The sequence below is a fragment of the Limnohabitans sp. Jir72 genome (assembly GCF_003063575.1).
Classification (GTDB): Bacteria; Pseudomonadota; Gammaproteobacteria; order Burkholderiales; family Burkholderiaceae_C; genus Limnohabitans_A.
The window spans coordinates 253,299-269,576 of sequence record NZ_NESC01000001.1 but is presented as its reverse complement, the minus strand read 5'-3'; the positions used below and the strand labels follow the sequence as shown (position 1 = coordinate 269,576).

General features: G+C 58.1%; 17 protein-coding genes and 2 pseudogenes. All 19 read left to right on the top strand.

Translation table 11 applies throughout. From position 1 onward, the window contains the following. Positions 1–61 precede the first annotated feature (61 nt). The 19 genes and pseudogenes from B9Z52_RS01135 (at position 62) to def (ending at position 16,275) form a co-directional block, all read left to right on the top strand. On the top strand, positions 62–373 hold the full coding sequence (locus B9Z52_RS01135) for a type II toxin-antitoxin system RelE/ParE family toxin (RefSeq protein ID WP_108412026.1): 312 nt from the start codon (positions 62–64) through the stop codon (positions 371–373). Positions 374–375: 2 nt separating this feature from the next. Then, positions 376–666 carry a NadS family protein gene (gene nadS, locus B9Z52_RS01130; protein WP_108412025.1) on the top strand — a complete coding sequence of 97 codons (291 nt, stop codon included), beginning with the start codon at positions 376–378 and terminating at the stop codon, positions 664–666. Between the two features lie 6 nt (positions 667–672). Beyond that, positions 673–810, top strand: a pseudogene (locus B9Z52_RS01125) (hypothetical protein); the annotation flags it as partial. Positions 811–1,132: 322 nt separating this feature from the next. Beyond that, positions 1,133–1,276, top strand: a complete 144-nt coding sequence (locus B9Z52_RS17800; protein WP_158270489.1) for a hypothetical protein — start codon at positions 1,133–1,135, stop codon at positions 1,274–1,276. Positions 1,277–1,432: 156 nt separating this feature from the next. Beyond that, the gene (locus tag B9Z52_RS01120; protein ID WP_146182755.1) at positions 1,433–1,816 is read left to right on the top strand and encodes a BrnT family toxin; all 384 of its coding nucleotides are present in this window, start codon (positions 1,433–1,435) and stop codon (positions 1,814–1,816) included. Then, positions 1,779–2,114 carry a BrnA antitoxin family protein gene (locus B9Z52_RS18045; protein WP_233251758.1) on the top strand — a complete coding sequence of 112 codons (336 nt, stop codon included), beginning with the start codon at positions 1,779–1,781 and terminating at the stop codon, positions 2,112–2,114. The genes B9Z52_RS01120 and B9Z52_RS18045 overlap by 38 nt, the downstream gene beginning before the upstream one ends. Positions 2,115–2,647: 533 nt before the next feature. Beyond that, a complete protein-coding gene (locus B9Z52_RS01110) occupies positions 2,648–2,866 on the top strand; it encodes a DUF433 domain-containing protein (protein ID WP_108412022.1) in 219 nt (72 codons plus the stop codon). Then, positions 2,863–3,194, top strand: a pseudogene (locus tag B9Z52_RS18245) (DUF5615 family PIN-like protein). The gene B9Z52_RS01110 and the pseudogene B9Z52_RS18245 overlap by 4 nt, the downstream one beginning before the upstream one ends. Positions 3,195–3,226: 32 nt before the next feature. Next, positions 3,227–3,424, top strand: coding sequence for a DUF2283 domain-containing protein (locus B9Z52_RS01100; RefSeq protein WP_108412021.1), 198 nt, complete (start codon positions 3,227–3,229; stop codon positions 3,422–3,424). A 248-nt stretch (positions 3,425–3,672) separates the two neighbouring features. After that, positions 3,673–3,963, top strand: coding sequence for a NadS family protein (gene nadS, locus B9Z52_RS01095; protein ID WP_108412020.1), 291 nt, complete (start codon positions 3,673–3,675; stop codon positions 3,961–3,963). Between the two features lie 122 nt (positions 3,964–4,085). Then, positions 4,086–4,790, top strand: a complete 705-nt coding sequence (locus B9Z52_RS01090; RefSeq protein WP_108412019.1) for a zeta toxin family protein — start codon at positions 4,086–4,088, stop codon at positions 4,788–4,790. A 6-nt stretch (positions 4,791–4,796) separates the two neighbouring features. Beyond that, a complete protein-coding gene (locus tag B9Z52_RS17555; RefSeq protein WP_146182754.1) occupies positions 4,797–4,979 on the top strand; it encodes a hypothetical protein in 183 nt (60 codons plus the stop codon). A 973-nt stretch (positions 4,980–5,952) separates the two neighbouring features. Next, positions 5,953–6,411 (top strand): DUF6088 family protein, encoded by a 459-nt coding sequence (locus tag B9Z52_RS01085; RefSeq protein ID WP_369907794.1) that lies wholly within the window; start codon positions 5,953–5,955, stop codon positions 6,409–6,411. Then, the gene (locus B9Z52_RS01080; RefSeq protein ID WP_108412018.1) at positions 6,383–7,348 is read left to right on the top strand and encodes a nucleotidyl transferase AbiEii/AbiGii toxin family protein; all 966 of its coding nucleotides are present in this window, start codon (positions 6,383–6,385) and stop codon (positions 7,346–7,348) included. Before B9Z52_RS01085 ends, B9Z52_RS01080 begins: the two co-directional genes overlap by 29 nt. A gap of 263 nt (positions 7,349–7,611) precedes the next feature. Continuing rightward, positions 7,612–8,058, top strand: a complete 447-nt coding sequence (locus B9Z52_RS01075; RefSeq protein WP_108412017.1) for a transposase — start codon at positions 7,612–7,614, stop codon at positions 8,056–8,058. Between the two features lie 394 nt (positions 8,059–8,452). Then, on the top strand, positions 8,453–11,980 hold the full coding sequence (smc, locus tag B9Z52_RS01070) for a chromosome segregation protein SMC (RefSeq protein WP_108412327.1): 3,528 nt from the start codon (positions 8,453–8,455) through the stop codon (positions 11,978–11,980). Between the two features lie 28 nt (positions 11,981–12,008). Beyond that, entirely contained in the window at positions 12,009–13,043 is a 1,035-nt protein-coding gene (locus B9Z52_RS01065; protein ID WP_108412326.1) for a cell division protein ZipA C-terminal FtsZ-binding domain-containing protein, read from the top strand. 11 nt (positions 13,044–13,054) lie between these two features. After that, complete coding sequence (ligA, locus tag B9Z52_RS01060) at positions 13,055–15,166, top strand: NAD-dependent DNA ligase LigA (RefSeq protein ID WP_108412016.1); 2,112 nt, start codon at positions 13,055–13,057, stop codon at positions 15,164–15,166. Between the two features lie 569 nt (positions 15,167–15,735). After that, complete coding sequence (def, locus tag B9Z52_RS01055) at positions 15,736–16,275, top strand: peptide deformylase (protein WP_108412015.1); 540 nt, start codon at positions 15,736–15,738, stop codon at positions 16,273–16,275. Positions 16,276–16,278 lie beyond the last annotated feature (3 nt).

Here is a 16,278-nt window from a genome sequence, read left to right as displayed (position 1 = left end):
CCTGTGGGCGATTGGTTTTTAAATAAAATTGATACGCCAATGGCGTATAGAATGGAGTCGTGTGGAATTCATCGAAACTCCCACTTTTACACGCACGATCACCGTGTTGTTGTCGGATGATTCTTATGCGCAAATGCAGATGGCATTGGTTGAAAATCCGGCTCTTGGCGATCTGATCCGAGGCGGCGGAGGGATTCGCAAATTGCGCTATGCAGTGCAAGGGCGTGGCAAAAGTGCGGGGGTCCGGGTGATTTATTACTGGCTCAAAGATGAGTTTCAGATTTATTTGTTGTTGGCTTACCCGAAGTCAGCCAAGGACACGCTGACCGATAAAGAGGTGGCGCTTTTATATGACTTGGTGAAGGAGTTGTGAAAATGGAAAAAGCATTGTTCGATGATTTGGTACAAAGTTTGAAAGAGGCCAAAGCGATTTCCAAGGGGAATGCCCAGGCTTCACGACGCTTTGAGATCGATAATCCTGATGTGCGTCTGCTTCGCGAGCAAGTGGGTTTGTCGCAGTCCGAGTTCGCGCAGATGATGCGTGTGAGCGTGAAGACGCTTCAAAATTGGGAACAACACCGCCGTAACCCAACCGGTCCCGCAGCGGCATTATTGAAAATTGTGTCGACGTCCCCGGAACTGGCCATGCGTTCACTACACGCTTGATTGAGTGTGACGCAACCACGTGTGTCAGATTTGTTCCGTGGAAAGATAGAACTGTTTGCGTTGGACACAGTGGCGATGGCCACAAAAATGGGTCTCGATGTGGAGATGCACATCACAGAGCCGACGCCACCCTGCAAGCCCTGATCGACCAGCAGCACATGCAGCAAGCGACGATGTCGTAACACGACCCCGCCGCTACCCGCGACAGAGCCCACACCCCACAAGGGTGTGGGCTTTTTCTTCGTAGGAGCCCACCCCGTGGGCGATTGCATGAATTGGAGGTATGCCCGAATTCGCCCACAGGGGTGGGCTCCTACAAAAAACCGTGGGAGCCCACCCCGTGGGCGATTGCATGAATTGGCGGTATGCGTGAAATCGCCCACAGGGGTGGGCTCCTACAACAATCATCCGCACCGGTGCCTCATAAGAGCGCGAGTTTCGTTTTGAGGGCGACGCCAACGACACGGTGGACCTGGACACCGCCCACTGGACCAACACGGGCACGACAGTGACCGACAACGGCCACAGCTACGCGGTCTACAACGCCACCAACGACGCATCAGCCCAACTGCTGATCGACCAGCACATGCTGATGACACAGCACAGCTAAACCCAAGCCAAGGCCTTCAAGCCTGAAGCTTTCAAAAAACCCACATCTCACAAGGATGTGGGTTTTTTTCTTTGTAGGAGCCCACCCCGTGGGCGATTGCCTGCGTTGGAGGTATGCCCGAAATCGCCCACAGGGGTGGGCTCCTACAAAACACCCATGGGTCATTGGTTTGTCGAATTAATCCCAAAAAATATTTTGAAATGGAAGATAATTTATATGCATGATAATATGCATTTAAATGAAGATCTGATCTTCACTTGCAATGCCATCAAAAGTGCGACGAATGAACGTGATCGAGGTCTGCCCTTACTGGCGGCCAGGGGGATGTTTGATGTGCACATGGTTGTCATTGAGGATGTACGCAAGGTTTATCCCGAGCAACGTTTTATAGGTATGAATTTTTTGAGTGGGCGATTAATGGTGGTGGTTTTTTGCATCCCAGACCCTCAAACGGTTCACATCATTTCTTTCAGAAAGGCGAATCATCGTGAGCAAAAAAAATTTGACACTCAAACCTTCGCAAGAGCTTCCCATCATTGATTGGGACAAAGTGGATGCCGCAGCGTTGCGCGAAAAACCTGACGATGAGAGTCCAGAGTTGACGTTGGCTCAAATCAAAAAGATGAAGCTGCTGCCGCAAGTTGTTCCTTCGATCGTTTCAGGAAAAACACGCATCACCATCATGGTGGATGACACCGTATTGCAGGCGTTTAAAGCCAAGGCGGGTGGTCGCGGTTATCAAACCCTGATCAACGAAACGTTGCGCAAAAGCCTGGAGGCCGATTCATTGAGCCACCTGATTCGCCAAGTCGTGCGCGAAGAACTTCGTGCCGTGTAAGTCCCACCACCGTGGGCGATGACTTTGCCTTTGTGGGAGCCCACCCCTGTGGGCGATGACTTTGCCTTTGTGGGAGCCCACCCCGTGGGCGATGACTTTGCCTTTGTGGGAGCCCACCCCTGTGGGCGATGACTTTGCCTTTGTGGGAGCCCACCCCGTGGGCGATGACTTTGCCTTTGTGGGAGCCCACCCCTGTGGGCGATGACTTTGCCTTTGTAGGAGCCCACCCCGTGGGCGATGACTTTGCCTTTGTGGGAGCCCACCCCTGTGGGCGATGACTTTGCCTTTGTGGGAGCCCACCCCGTGGGCGATGACTTTGCCTTTGTGGGAGCCCACCCCTGTGGGCGATGACTTTGCCTTTGTAGGAGCCCACCCCTGTGGGCGATTTCTGGCATACCCACAACGCATGCAATCGCCCACAGGGGTGGGCTCCTACAAAAAACACCCGCACCCACGCCTCACGAGGGTATGGGGTTTTTGTTTGTGCAGGGTTTATTGCAAAATGTTCGCATCGAACACGGATTGGAGTTGGTATGAACAGAATTACTTTAGAGCCAGGAAAGCGCGGCGGTCGCCCGTGCATTCGTGGTTTGCGTATTTCGGTTTACGACGTGCTGTCGATGCTCTCCAATGGCATGTCTGCCGATGACATCGTGGAAGATTTTCCTGAGCTAGAAAAGGAAGACATTTCGGCGGTGTTGGCTTTTGCCGCAGACCGTGAACACAAGGTGTACGCGCTGGCGGTGCAATGAAGTTGTTGTTGGACGAAAACCTGTCCCGCAGATTGGTTCCTTTTTTACAGCACGATTTCCCAGCCTCTTCGCAAGTCGTGCTCGAGGGCTTGGAGTCCGGCTCCGACACGGATGTTTGGAATCATGCAAAAAAGCATGGTTTTGTCATCGTGACGCGCGATGCAGATTTTCAAGAGTTGTCTTTGGTATGGGGTCCACCCCACAAGTGATTTGGTTGAAAACAAAAAATTTTTCACGAGCCGCAACGTTGAAAATTTTGTTGGATAACAGGCAACAGATTCAAGAGTCGCTGCTAATTCACGAAATGGCCTGCGTCGAAGTTTCTTGATTTCACTCATATTTTGTTTTGGTGAAGTAACGATGCAAACTACTTATGACGCCGACGATGATATTTTGCTGATTCATCTGTCAGACAAACCTATCACTCGCAAGGTGTCGCAAGACTGGAATACGCATGTCAGCTTCGCCGCTGATGGCACCGCCGTTGAAGTCGTCGTGCTGGACGCCCGTGCAAATGGTGCACTGCCTGTTGAGGTGCTACACGGACACGCGGCTTAATCTTTTTCAGTTCAGGCTTGAACCCCACGGCTCACAAGGTAGTGGGGTTTTGTTTTGTGTAGGAGCCCACCCCGTGGGCGATGGCCTGCTTTGGAGGTATGCGTGAAATCGCCCACAGGGGTGGGCTCCTACAAAAAACCGTGGGAGCCCACCCAGTGGGCGATGGCATGAATTGGCGGTATGCGTGAAATCGCCCACAGGGGTGGGCTCCTACAAACACGATATGACTTGGTGAAGGAGTTGTGAAAATGGAAAAAGCATTGTTCGATGATTTGGTACAAAGTTTGAAAGAGGCCAAAGCGATTTCCAAGGGGAATGCCCAGGCTTCACGACGCTTTGAGATCGACAATCTTGATGTGCGTCTGCTTCGCGAGCAAGTGGGTTTGTCGCAGTCCGAGTTCGCGCAGATGATGCGTGTGAGCGTGAAGACGCTTCAAAATTGGGAACAACACCGCCGTAACCCAACCGGTCCCGCAGCGGCATTGTTGAAAATTGTGTCGACGTCCCCGGAACTGGCCATGCGTTCACTACACGCTTGATTGAGTGTGACGCAACCACGTGTGTCAGATTTGTTCCGTGGAAAGCTAGGCTTTCACGCGCAAACCCCACGCCTCACAAGGGCGTGGGGTTTTTACGTTAAATTGCGAGCAAAGGGGTGGCAATGATTCAAACCAATGAAGAAGTGCAAGCACAAGCGCTGGCTTATGCCAAATCACACCGCACGCGCATTGCGCGTGAAAGAACGGATTTAGATAAGTTCCCAAGTGAAGAGCAGCCTGTTTCAGTTTTTATGGCGGGCTCGCCTGGTGCAGGAAAGACCGAGGCATCTATGGAGCTGCTGAGTGAGTTTGATTCGATTCTTCGCATAGACCCAGATGATTTGCGTGTTGAGTTTCCAGCTTATGGAGGCTCAAATTCTTGGCTATTTCAAGGAGCTGTGGCATTGTTGGTTGAGCGCATTCATGACCGCGCTTTGGCCCAAGGTCAAAGTTTTTTACTTGACGGAACTTTGTCTAATTACGCAGTGGCCCAGAAAAACATAGAACGTTCACTCAAGCGTGGACGTCTTGTGCAGATTCTGTACGTGTATCAAGAGCCTGCTTTTGCATGGCAGTTTGTGCGTGCCAGAGAGGTGCATGAAGGCAGGTACATCCCACCAGAGAAGTTTGTAGATCAATACTTTTTGGCTCGTGAGGTTGTTCAGAAATTGAAGGACAAGTACGACCATCAAATCCGTGTAGACGTTTTGTTAAAGAACACGGATGGCTCAACACAGCGGTCATTTGCCGATGTGGATAATGTTGACAAGTTGGTTCCTGAACGATTTAACCGAGAGCAAGTCATGGAAATTGCCATCCACAATTGAACTCACATGCCAAAACGTACGCCTAAAAAATCCCCCTCGGTTGTTGAAACACCTTTTGCACGGTTTTTCCGTAGCGCCACGCCTGAAGAAAAGGCCGTCGTTTATACCCGCGTGATGCAGCGCGCTACAAAGCGTCAATTGGACATCATCGACTCTGTCAGTAAAGCACCTATGGCAGCGCAGCGATAAGCTGTTTCACTCACTCAATCAATCACCAAAAACAAACCCCACGCCTCACAAGGGCGTGGGGTTTTGTTTTGTGTAGGAGCCCACCCCGTGGGCGATGGCATGCGTTGGAGGTATGCCCGAAATCGCCCACAGGGGTGGGCTCCTACAAAAAACCGTGGGAGCCCACCCTGTGGGCGATGGCATGAATTGGCGATATGCGCGAAATCGCCCACAGGGGTGGGCTCCCACAAAACACCCACGTTGCCTTCGTGGGAGCCCACCCTGTGGGCGATTGCCTGCGTTGGAGGTACACCCGAAATCGCCCACAGGGGTGGGCTCCTACAAAACACCGTAGGAGCCCACCCCGTGGGCGATGGCATGCGTTGGAGGTATGCCCGAAATCGCCCACAGGGGTGTGCTCCTACAAAACACCCACGTTGCCTTCGTGGGAGCCCACCCCGTGGGCGATTGCCTGCGTTGGAGGTATGCGAGAAATCGCCCACAGGGGTGGGCTCCTACAAAAAACCGTGGGAGCCCACCCTGTGGGCGATGGCATGAATTGGCGATATGCGCGAAATCGCCCACAGGGGTGGGCTCCTACAAAAAACTGTGGGAGCCCACCCCGTGGGCGATGGCATGAATTGGCGATATGCGTGAAATCGCCCACAGGGGTGGGCTCCTACAAAAAACCGTGGGAGCCCACCCTGTGGGCGATGGCATGGATTGGCGATATGCGTGAAATCGCCCACAGGGGTGGGCTCCCACAAAAAACCGTAGGAGCCCACCCTGTGGGCGATTGCCTGCGTTGGAGGTACACCCGAAATCGCCCACAGGGGTGGGCTCCTACAAAAAACCGTGGGAGCCCACCCCGTGGGCGATTGCCTGCGTTGGAGGTATGCCCGAAATCGCCCACAGGGGTGGGGCTCCTACGCATGCTGGGCCCTGTAGTTGATGGGTTTTAAAAAGATTGAATATTTGATTTGTTGTATAGTGAATGAGCATTGTTTGCATCACTTGGGAGGCCCTCATGAGCCGGTACAGCTTGAAGGACAGGATGGTTCGTTCCATTGCTTTGCGCAAAGGAGAGGTGGTCATGCGTGTCGATTTCGAGCGCATGGGCAGCCCCAGTCAGATCAGCCGCGTGCTCAAGCAGCTGGTGGCCGATGGCAAGCTGGTGCGTTTGGGTTATGGCACGTATGCCAAGGCTCGGCCCAGCAGTCTCTCGGGCAAGCCCGTGCCGCGTGTGTCGCTTGAAGAGTTGGCGCAAGAGACATTTGAAAAACTGAATGTGCCTGTCACTTTGGGTCGTGCGCAGCGTGCTTATATCGAAAGGCGGACGACGCAGATTCCGGTGCGCACCACATTCGATACGGGTGATCGCCGCATCACCCGCAAGATCACAGTCGGTATCAGCACGGTGCGTTATGAAAACAATTACAGCGCAAGAGCATAAGCAAATTCTGGATATTCGCAACGAATCCTTGTCGTCGTTGCCCCCTGGGATATTCGAAAAAGACCTGCTCTTGACCCAGGCGCTTCGGCACATCGCCAGCACGGACACGGATGGCGTGGGCTTGGTGTTTTGCGGTGGGACATGCCTTTCCAAAGCACACAGGTTGATTGATCGGATGTCCGAAGATGTCGATTTCAAGCTGGTGGTGCCCGAGGGCTTGTCGCGCACGGCCCGCAGTAAGCGGCTCAGTCAGTTCAAGAAGAGGGTGACGCTGGTGTTTCAGGAAGCGGGTTTTCATGTGCCGCCAGAGCAGGTCGTGGCGCGTGACGAGAACAGTTATGTGGCGATGAATTTGCTTTACGAGAGTCGGTTTTCGCCTGTGGCCAGTCTGCGCCCCGAGATCAAGGTGGAGTTCAATGCGCGTCCACCGGTTTTGCCCACAGCGCCTTTGCCGATCCGCTCGATGCTGGCTGAGTTGATCGCTGACCGCGCAGATGATTTCCAGATCGAGTGCATCAGCGTGGACGAGACTTTGGCCGAAAAGGTGTTGTCGTTTTTGCGCCGCACGGCAGAGGTGCGGGCAGGGCGCAATCGCGCTGAATACGATGATCGTTTGGTTCGCCATCTGTACGATGTGCAGGCGATTGTGGCGCACCATGAGCGCTTGAAGAGCGAGCCGCCGCATGCGCATTTTGCAGCGCTGGTGGCGGGCGATGCTGCGCAATACCGCAACCAGTACCCTGAGTTTGAGCTGAACCCTGTTGGCCAGATGCGCGATGTGCTCCAAGCACTTCACGCGCAAGCAGATGGTTTTGAGCGTGACTATTTGCAGTTTGTAGACGAGTTGGTTTTTGGCGAAACGGTGTCTTTTGCAGAGGCCAGATCGGTTTTTTCTGAATTAGCAGACCAATTGCTCGGCAGCATGCATTCGGTGTGAGATTGGCCGTCAAGCACGTCCTCAAAAAACCACATCTATACAAGATGTGATTTTTGTCCTCGCAGCAGCCCACCCCACGGGCGATGGTTTTGCCTCCGTAGGAGCCCACCCCGTGGGCGATTGCATGAATTGGCGGTATGCGTGAAATCGCCCACAGGGGTGGGCTCCCACAAAAAACCGTAGGAGCCCACCCCGTGGGCGATTGCCCGATTCACAGTTTGCGATTTTTTGGGTAGTCTTTCTCTTCAGGGAGAGAGCAACAAATGGACGATTCGAAGCCGCATGCGCATCGTTTGCGCTCGGGCCGCTTTTCGCAGGCCGGACAGATTTACATGGTCACGCTGATCACGGCTGAAAGGCGGCGCATCTTTGATGATTTTTCTGCTGCGCGTGTGCTGGTTCAAATTCTCAAAGCAGAAAGTGACATGCATCGTGCTTCAAGCTTGGCGTTTGTGGTCATGCCCGATCATTTGCATTGGTTGATGCAGTTGGGCGAGTCGACGTCGTTGGCTCAAAGTGTGCGCGGTATCAAGTCGATCACGACGCACCGTTTGGGTCAGCAGGTTTGGCAGCGGGGTTACCACGATCATGCGGTGCGGCGCGAAGAAGACATCAAGGCCTTGGCGCGGTATGTGATTGCCAATCCCGTCCGGGCGGGTTTGAGTGTTTCGGTGGGGGCGTATTCACACTGGGATGCGGCGTGGCTTTGATGCGCCAAAAACCATCGCCCACGGGGGTGGGCTCCTACAAAAACCCCACGTTGCCTTTGTAGGAGCCCACCCCGTGGGCGATGGCTTTGCCTTTGTGGGAGCCCACCCTGTGGGCGATGGCTTTGCCTTTGTAGGAGCCCACCCTGTGGGCGATGGCTTGCGTTGGGGGTTTGCGCGAAATCGCCCACGGGGGTGGGTTCCTACAAACATCCACACGGTCTGTATGGGCGCCCACCTTGTGGGTGATGGGGTGTTGTGGCGCTGTGTGTTTGAGGGGGGCGGCTGGGTTAATATTGATGGTTGTTCCGGGCCTGCGGGTTTGGGCTTTCAATCGGGCTGATGCGCCTTGTGTGGTGTCATCCGGTTCACTCTTTTTTTGATCGATTCGACCGACGTGCGTCTCAATTCCATCAAGCTTTCTGGCTTCAAATCGTTTGCTGAGCCGACCAATTTTGTGCTGCCTGGGCAGTTGGTGGGCGTGGTTGGCCCCAACGGTTGTGGCAAGTCCAACATCATGGACGCGGTGCGTTGGGTGTTGGGCGAGTCCAAGGCGTCCGAGTTGCGTGGCGAGTCCATGCAAGACGTGATTTTCAACGGTACCAATACCCGCAAACCGGCCAGCCGTGCCAGTGTGGAGTTGGTGTTTGACAATGCCGACCACCGTGCGGGCGGTCAGTGGGGCCAGTTTGCCGAGATCGCCGTCAAGCGCGTGCTCACCCGCGACGGCAACAGCAGTTACTACATCAACAACCAGCCGGTGCGCCGCCGCGATGTGCAGGATGTGTTTTTGGGCACGGGCTTGGGCCCACGTGCCTACGCCATCATTGGCCAGGGCACGATCAGCCGCATCATCGAGTCGCGCCCTGAGGAGCTGCGCTTGTTCCTCGAGGAGGCCGCTGGTGTGTCCAAATACAAGGAGCGCCGCCGCGAGACCGAGAACCGCTTGTCCGACACGCGTGAGAACCTGACCCGTGTTGAAGACATCTTGCGCGAGCTGAACGCCAATTTGGAAAAGCTCGAAAAGCAGGCCGAGGTGGCCCAGCGCTACAACAATTTGCAGGCCGACAGCACGCTCAAGCAGCACCAGCTGTGGTTCCTCAAGCGCCGCGATGCCGAGGCTGATCAGGGCAAGGTCAAGTCAGATGTGGACCAGGCGGTCAATGCGCTGGAGTCGCGCGTGGCCGATTTGCGCCATGTGGAGTCCGACTTGGAAACGATCCGCCAGGCGCACTACGACGCGGGCGATCAGGTCAACCAGGCGCAGGGGGCTTTGTATGAGGCCAGCGCCGAGGTGGGCCGCCTGGAGGCCGAAATCCGTTTTGTGGTGGAGGGCCGCCAGCGTGCCGAGCAGCGTTTGCAGCAGTTGATCGAACAAACCGCTCAATGGGGCACCCGCAGCGAAGATGCCCAGGCCGAGTTGGAAACGCTGGCCGAGCAAGCGGCCATGGCCGAAGACCAGAGCATGACGCTGGCCGCCCAGGTGGAAGACCAGGCCATGGCTTTGCCCGATTTGGAGGAGGCGCTGCGAAAAGCGCAAAACGATGCCAATGCTCAGCGCGCCAGCGTGGTGCAGGTGCAGCAGCAAATTGGTGTGTTGGCCGCTGACCAGCGCAATGTGGAAGAACAATCGCGCCAGCTTGAAAACCGCCGTGAGCGTTTGCTGGCCGATCGCAATGCGCTGGCCGCGCCCGACGAGGCGCGCCTGCACGCGCTGCAAGCGCAGTTGTCACAGGCTGAGGCCTTGGCGGCTGAGTCACAGGCCCGCTTGCATGACTTGCAGGAGCAGGTGCCTGCGCTGGACGAAGACCGCCGTGTGCGCCAAAAAGCGGTCAATGAAGAGTCGGCCCGCTTGGCCGAGTTGAGCGCCCGCATTGAGGCGCTCAAGGCTTTGCAAGAAAAAGTGCGCACCGACGGCAAGCTCAAGCCTTGGCTGGCCAAGCATGGCATGGATGGGCTGGAAGGTTTGTGGAGCCGCATTCACATCGAGTCGGGTTGGGAAAACGCGTTGGAGTCGGCCTTGCGCGAGCGTTTGTCGGCCTTGGAGGTGTCGCGCTTGGACATGGTGCGCGCCTTTGCCAACGATGCGCCGCCCGCCAAGTTGTCTTTCTTCACTTCGCCTTTGGCCTGTACCGCCAAGCCACGCAGTGGCTTGCCTGGCGGCTGCGTGCCTTTGGCGCAAAAGCTGCGGATCTCGGATGCCGGTTTGTCGGCTTTGGTGACCGATTGGCTGCAGGGCTGTTACACCGCGCCCAGCATCGAAGAAGCCTTGGCTTGGCGAGGCCAGCTGCAGCCCGGCGAGACTTTGTTGGTGCAGGCCGGCCATGCGGTGGACTTGAACAGCGTGGTGTTTTATGCACAAGACTCCGAGCAAGCCGGTTTGCTGGGCCGCGCCCAGGACATTGAAAATTTTGAAAAGCAGCAGCGCGCCCAGACCTTGATCGCCGAGGAAAGCCGCAGTGCCTTGGTGCGCGCCGAGGCGGCTTATGCCGATGCCACGCAGCGTTTGGTCGCGGTGCGCCGCGAAGCGGCCGAGAGCCAGTCGCGCACGCACGAGCTGCAGGTCGAAACCCTGCGCTTGTCGCAGCTGGTGGCGCAGACCCGCGCCCGCAGCGAGCAGATTGCCAACGATCTGGCCGAAGTGGAGGCTTTGCTGGATGAGCTGCAAGAGCGCCGCGTGACGGCCGAGGCCCGTTTTGAAGAGCTGGACATGCAACTGGCCGACAGCCAGGAGCGCCACGCCCAACTGGACGAGCGGGTGATCGAGTCCGAACGCAAGCTGAGCGAGTGCCGCGAACAACAGCGCAGCTTGGAGCGCCGCGCCCAAGAGGCGCAGTTCTCGCAGCGCAGTCTGGACGCCCGCCGCGCAGAACTCAGCCGCACGATTGAAACCGCGCAGCAGCAAGTGGCCAGCATCGACGCCGAAATGCAGCGTGCCCGCGATGAACTGAGCCGCTTGACCGATGCTGCGGCCCAGGCGGGCTTGCAGAATGTGCTGGCCGTCAAGATGGAGCGCGAGCAGGCTTTGGGCGCTCGCCGCAGCGCCTATGACGAGCTGACCGCCAAGCTGCGCGCCAGTGACGAGCGCCGGGTGGCTTTTGAGCGCGAACTCGACCCGCTGCGCCAGCGCATCACCGATTTGCAGCTCAAGGAGCAAGCCGCCCGCTTGGGTCTGGAGCAATACACCCAGCTGCTGGCCGATGCGCAGGCCGATCTGGAGGCCGTGGCCCAGTCCATCGAGACGGGCCAGGTGCGCGTGACGGGTTTGCAAGGCGAGATCGACCGCATTCACCGCGAGATCACGGCTTTGGGGCCGGTCAACCTGGCCGCGCTGGAAGAGCTGAGCACCTCGCGTGAGCGCAAGACTTTCTTGGATTCGCAAAACGCCGATTTGACCGAGGCGATGAACACGCTGGAGGACGCGATCCGCAAGATCGATGGCGAGACCCGCGAGTTGTTGGGCGGCACTTTCAAGATCGTGAACGAGCATTTCAGCCGCATGTTTCCCGAGCTGTTTGGCGGTGGCAATGCGCGTTTGGTGATGACGGGCGACGAAATTTTGGACGCAGGCGTGCAGGTTTTGGCGCAGCCGCCAGGCAAGAAAAACCAGACGATTCACCTGCTGTCGGGTGGCGAAAAAGCGCTGACGGCGATTGCGCTGGTGTTTGCGATTTTTCAGCTCAACCCGGCGCCGTTTTGCTTGCTGGACGAGGTGGACGCGCCGCTGGACGACGCCAACACCGAGCGCTACGCCAAGCTGGTGGCGGGCATGGGCAAGGAAACGCAGTTTCTGTTCATCAGCCACAACAAGATTGCCATGGAAATGGCCGAGCAACTGATTGGCGTGACGATGCAGGAGCAGGGCGTTTCGCGCATTGTGGCCGTGGACATGGAGTCTGCGGTGTCGATGGCCGATATGGCCTGAAATTGAAGATTTTTTTATGCCCGATTCTTTGAGTTCTTTGCAAATCAGTTTGGCCGGTATCGGTGGCCTGACCTTGGTCGGGGTCGTGATCTACAACCACTGGATGTCGCGCAAAAATGCGCCTCGCCAGGCCGATCCGCAGACCGAGCCTTTGCCCGAGCAAGCTTTGGGGTTGGGTGTTTCCGAGCCCTTGGAGCCGGTCTTGACCGATGATTTTGCCAACCTGCCCCAGCCTGAGCGCAAGGCGCGGCTGGATGGTTTGATCGATGTGATCGCCATGGTGGAGGTGGACCAGCCGGTGTCGGGCGATGCCGCCTTGGCGGCTTTGCCAAGCACCCGCCGCGTGGGCACCAAGCCGTTCAATGTGGAGGGCTGCAGCCAGCTCAATGGCGAGTGGGAGCCTTTGCTGCCGGGTCGCCGCTATACGGCGTTTCAGGCGGGGGTGCAAATGGCCAACCGCATGGGCGCACTCAATGAAATCGAGTTCTCCGAGTTCGTGGTCAAGACGCAGGCCTTTGCCGATGCGGTCAATGGCACGGCCACTTTCGGCGAGATGCTGGAACAAGTGGCCCGCGCCCGTGAGTTGGACCAATTTGCCAGCGACCATGATGCGCAGCTGAGTTTCACGCTTTGTGCCCGTGCCGCCGCCTGGAGCCCGGGCTACATCCAGCAGCATGCTGGGCGTTTGGGGTTTGTGCCCGGTGCCATGCCCGGGCGCATGGTGTTGCCATCGGGCGTGCAGGGCTTGGCGCCGGTGTTGTCTTTGACTTTTGACACCCACGCGGCCATGGCCGATGACCCGACTTTGTCGGCCATTCGCGAGTTTTCCTTGAGCCTGGATCTGCCCCAGATTGCCCGCGAGGACCAGGCTTTTGAGCGACTGCGCCAATCGGCCAGCCGACTGGCCAAGGACATGGATGCTTGGGTCACCGATGGCGCGGGTCAGGTTTTGGGTGACGAGGTGCTCGATCAGATTGCCGCTGATCTGGGCCACTTGTACGATGCGCTCGACCAGCGCGAGTTGTCTGCGGGGTCGCTGCAGGCGCGCCGCCTTTTCTCGTGATCGGTGCAAGCATGGCCACACGGGACTTGTTTGGGGAGGCCTCGACCGGCGGCGCAGACAAAGCGGGCAATTTGGCCCGGGCCGCCGAGTTGCGCTCGTTGCTGCACCACCACGCGCATTGCTACTACACGCTCGATGCGCCCGAGGTGCCAGATGCGGAGTACGACCGGCTGTTTCGCGAGTTGCAAGCGCTGGAGGCGGTGCACCCCGAGTTGTTGACGCCGGATTCGCCCACGCAGCGTGTGGGCGGTCGGGTGCTGGATGCGTTTGCGCCCGTGCGGCACCGGGTGCCGATGCTGAGCATCCGCACCGAGACCGACACCGAGGCCAGCGGTGCTGAGGCCTTTGATGCCCGTGTGCGCAAAGAGCTGAGCCTGAGCGAGGCCGAGCCTGCCGTTCAGTATGTGGCCGAGCTGAAGTTCGATGGCTTGGCCATGAGCTTGCGCTACGAAGCCGGTGTGCTGGTGCAGGCCGCCACGCGTGGCGATGGCGAGACGGGGGAAGAGGTCACGGCCAACATCCGCACCATTGGCCAGATCCCGCTGCGCTTGCCGGCCGATGCCCCTGCGGTGCTGGAGGTGCGCGGCGAGGTTTACATGCGCCGCGATGATTTTGAAAAGCTCAACGAGCGCCAGCGTGCCCGCATTGCTGCGGGCATGAAGGGTGAAAAAACTTTCGTCAATCCGCGCAATGCCGCAGCAGGTGCGGTGCGCCAGCTGGATTCGGGCATCGCGGCCGAGCGGCCCTTGAGCTTTTTTGCCTATGGCTGGGGCGACATCAGCGCGCCGTCTGAAGGCGCTCCCGTTTGGGCCACGCATGAACAGGCCTTGCAACAACTCAAGCGCTGGGGCTTTCCGGTGGCCGAGCAAACTTCCTGTGTGGATGGTGCTCAAGGTCTGGTGGGCTTTCACCAGCGCATGGCCGCCGAGCGCGATGCCTTGCCGTATGACATCGATGGCGTGGTGTACAAGGTCAACCGCTTGGACTGGCAGCAACAACTGGGTTTTGTGACCCGCGAGCCCCGCTGGGCCGTGGCCCACAAATACCCGGCGCAAGAAGAGATGACCACCGTGCTGGCCATCGATGTGCAGGTGGGGCGGACGGGTAAGTTGACCCCGGTGGCCAAGTTGGCACCGGTGTTTGTGGGTGGCGTGACGGTGACCAATGCCACGCTGCACAACGAGCTGGAGGCCCGCCGCAAGGATGTGCGGGTGGGCGACACCGTGATCGTGCGCCGTGCGGGCGATGTGATCCCCGAGGTGGTGTCGGTGGTGCTGGACAAGCGCCCAGAAGATGCTCAGGTGTTCACCATGATGAGCCACTGCCCGGTGTGCGGCAGCTTGGCTGAGCGCGATGACGGCGAAGCCGACCACCGCTGTACCGGCGGGCTGTTTTGCAGTGCGCAGCGCAAGCAAGCGGTTTGGCATTTTGCACACCGCCGCGCCATGGATGTGGATGGTTTGGGCGATAAATTGGTGGACCAATTGGTCGACTCAGGTCAGGTCAACACCTTGGCAGACCTGTACCACCTGAAACTGGAGAACCTGGCCAATATGGATCGGATGGCCGAAAAGTCGGCTGTCAATTTGCTCGATGCCTTGGAAAAATCCAAGCAAGCCACATTGCCGCGCTTTGTGTTCGGCTTGGGCATTCGCCATGTGGGCGAGGCCACCGCCAAGGAGCTGGCGCGGCACTTTGGGCAGCTGGACGCCATCATGGTGGCCAGCGAAGATGCGCTTTTGCAAGTGGCCGATGTGGGCCCCATCGTGGCGCACAGCATCCGCACGTTTTTCGACCAAGCGCACAACCGCGAAGTGGTACAGGCCCTGCGCGATGCAGGCATCACCTGGGCCGAGGGCGATGCCCTGGCCCCGACCGAGATGCCGCTGGCGGGCGTCACGGTGGTGTTGACGGGCACCTTGCAAAGCATGGGGCGCGATGAAGCCAAAGACAAGCTCGAAGCCTTGGGTGCCAAAGTGGCCGGTTCGGTGAGCAAAAAAACCAGCTACGTGGTGGCCGGTGCCGAGGCGGGCAGCAAACTCGACAAGGCGCAGGCTCTGGGCGTGCCGGTGCTCGACGATGCAGGTTTGGCCACGCTGCTTTTGGGGCAAAAACCCAATTGATCCAGCCTTTTGAGGGCTTGAGCAATCAGGCATCTTTCTGCAAGAACCCACCCCGTTGCGCGATCCCCAGGTAGGAGCCCACCCCGTGGGCGATGGTTTTTTGGGGGGCGTGTGCCACGCCCATCGCCCACAGGGGTGGGCTCCCACGGGGATGGCATCGCCCACAGGGGTGGGCTCCTACGGGATGATGCCGTCGGCATGCCCCATTGCGCGATCTCCAGGTAGGAGCCCACCCCGTGGGCGATGGTTTTTGGGGGCGTGTGCCACGCCCATCGCCCACAGGGGTGGGCTCCTACGGGATGATGCCGTCCGGCATGCCCCATTGCGCGATCTCCAGGTAGGAGCCCACCCCGTGGGCGATGGTTTTTGGGGGCGTGTGCCACGCCCATCGCCCACAGGGGTGGGCTCCTACGGGATGATGCCGTCGGCATGCCCCATTGCGCGATCTCCAGGTAGGAGCCCACCCCGTGGGCGATGGTTTTTGGGGGGGCGTGTACCACGCTCATCGCCCACAGGGGTGGGCTCCTACGGGGATGGCGATATGCTGTTGGTTTTACTGGGGACCTTGAATGACTGTTCGTGAAATTCTCAAGATGGGCGATGAGCGTTTGCTGCGTACCGCTGCGCCGGTGACTGTTTTTGACACGCCTGAGTTGCATGCTTTGGTGGCGGACTTGCTGGAGACCATGGGGGCTGTGAATGGCGCTGGCCTGGCTGCTCCTCAAATCGGGGTGGATTTGCAGGTGGTCATTTTTGGCAGCGGCCAGGTCAATCCGCGTTATCCGCATGAGCCGGCGTTTGCGCAAACCGTGTTGATCAATCCGGTGATCACGCCTTTGGGTGAAGAGGAGCAAGAGGGGTGGGAGGGCTGTTTGTCGGTGCCGGGCATGCGGGCCATTGTGCCGCGCTGGCAGCGTATTCGCTACACGGGCTTCGATGCCAAGGGTCAGGTCATCGTTCGCACGGCCGAGGGTTTTCATGCCCGGGTGGTGCAGCACGAGTGTGACCATTTGATTGGCAAGCTTTACCCGATGCGGGTGAGGGATTTCAGCCGATTTGGCTTCACGTCGGTGCTGTTTCCGGGTTTGGACGACAACACCGACGATTGAGTG

Excerpts from the sequence above, each read along its gene's own strand:
- B9Z52_RS01080 (WP_108412018.1), top strand. The coding sequence starts at position 6,383 with ATGAAAACAATTACAGCGCAAGAGCATAAGCAAATTCTGGATATTCGC.
- nadS (WP_108412020.1), top strand. The coding sequence starts at position 3,673 with ATGGAAAAAGCATTGTTCGATGATTTGGTACAAAGTTTGAAAGAGGCC.
- B9Z52_RS01120 (WP_146182755.1), top strand. The coding sequence starts at position 1,433 with ATGGGTCATTGGTTTGTCGAATTAATCCCAAAAAATATTTTGAAATGG.
- B9Z52_RS17555 (WP_146182754.1), top strand. The coding sequence starts at position 4,797 with ATGCCAAAACGTACGCCTAAAAAATCCCCCTCGGTTGTTGAAACACCT.
- B9Z52_RS01090 (WP_108412019.1), top strand. The coding sequence starts at position 4,086 with ATGATTCAAACCAATGAAGAAGTGCAAGCACAAGCGCTGGCTTATGCC.
- ligA (WP_108412016.1), top strand. The coding sequence starts at position 13,055 with ATGGCCACACGGGACTTGTTTGGGGAGGCCTCGACCGGCGGCGCAGAC.
- def (WP_108412015.1), top strand. The coding sequence starts at position 15,736 with ATGACTGTTCGTGAAATTCTCAAGATGGGCGATGAGCGTTTGCTGCGT.
- B9Z52_RS01075 (WP_108412017.1), top strand. The coding sequence starts at position 7,612 with ATGGACGATTCGAAGCCGCATGCGCATCGTTTGCGCTCGGGCCGCTTT.
- nadS (WP_108412025.1), top strand. The coding sequence starts at position 376 with ATGGAAAAAGCATTGTTCGATGATTTGGTACAAAGTTTGAAAGAGGCC.
- B9Z52_RS01110 (WP_108412022.1), top strand. The coding sequence starts at position 2,648 with ATGAACAGAATTACTTTAGAGCCAGGAAAGCGCGGCGGTCGCCCGTGC.
- B9Z52_RS01100 (WP_108412021.1), top strand. The coding sequence starts at position 3,227 with ATGCAAACTACTTATGACGCCGACGATGATATTTTGCTGATTCATCTG.
- B9Z52_RS01085 (WP_369907794.1), top strand. The coding sequence starts at position 5,953 with ATGAGCATTGTTTGCATCACTTGGGAGGCCCTCATGAGCCGGTACAGC.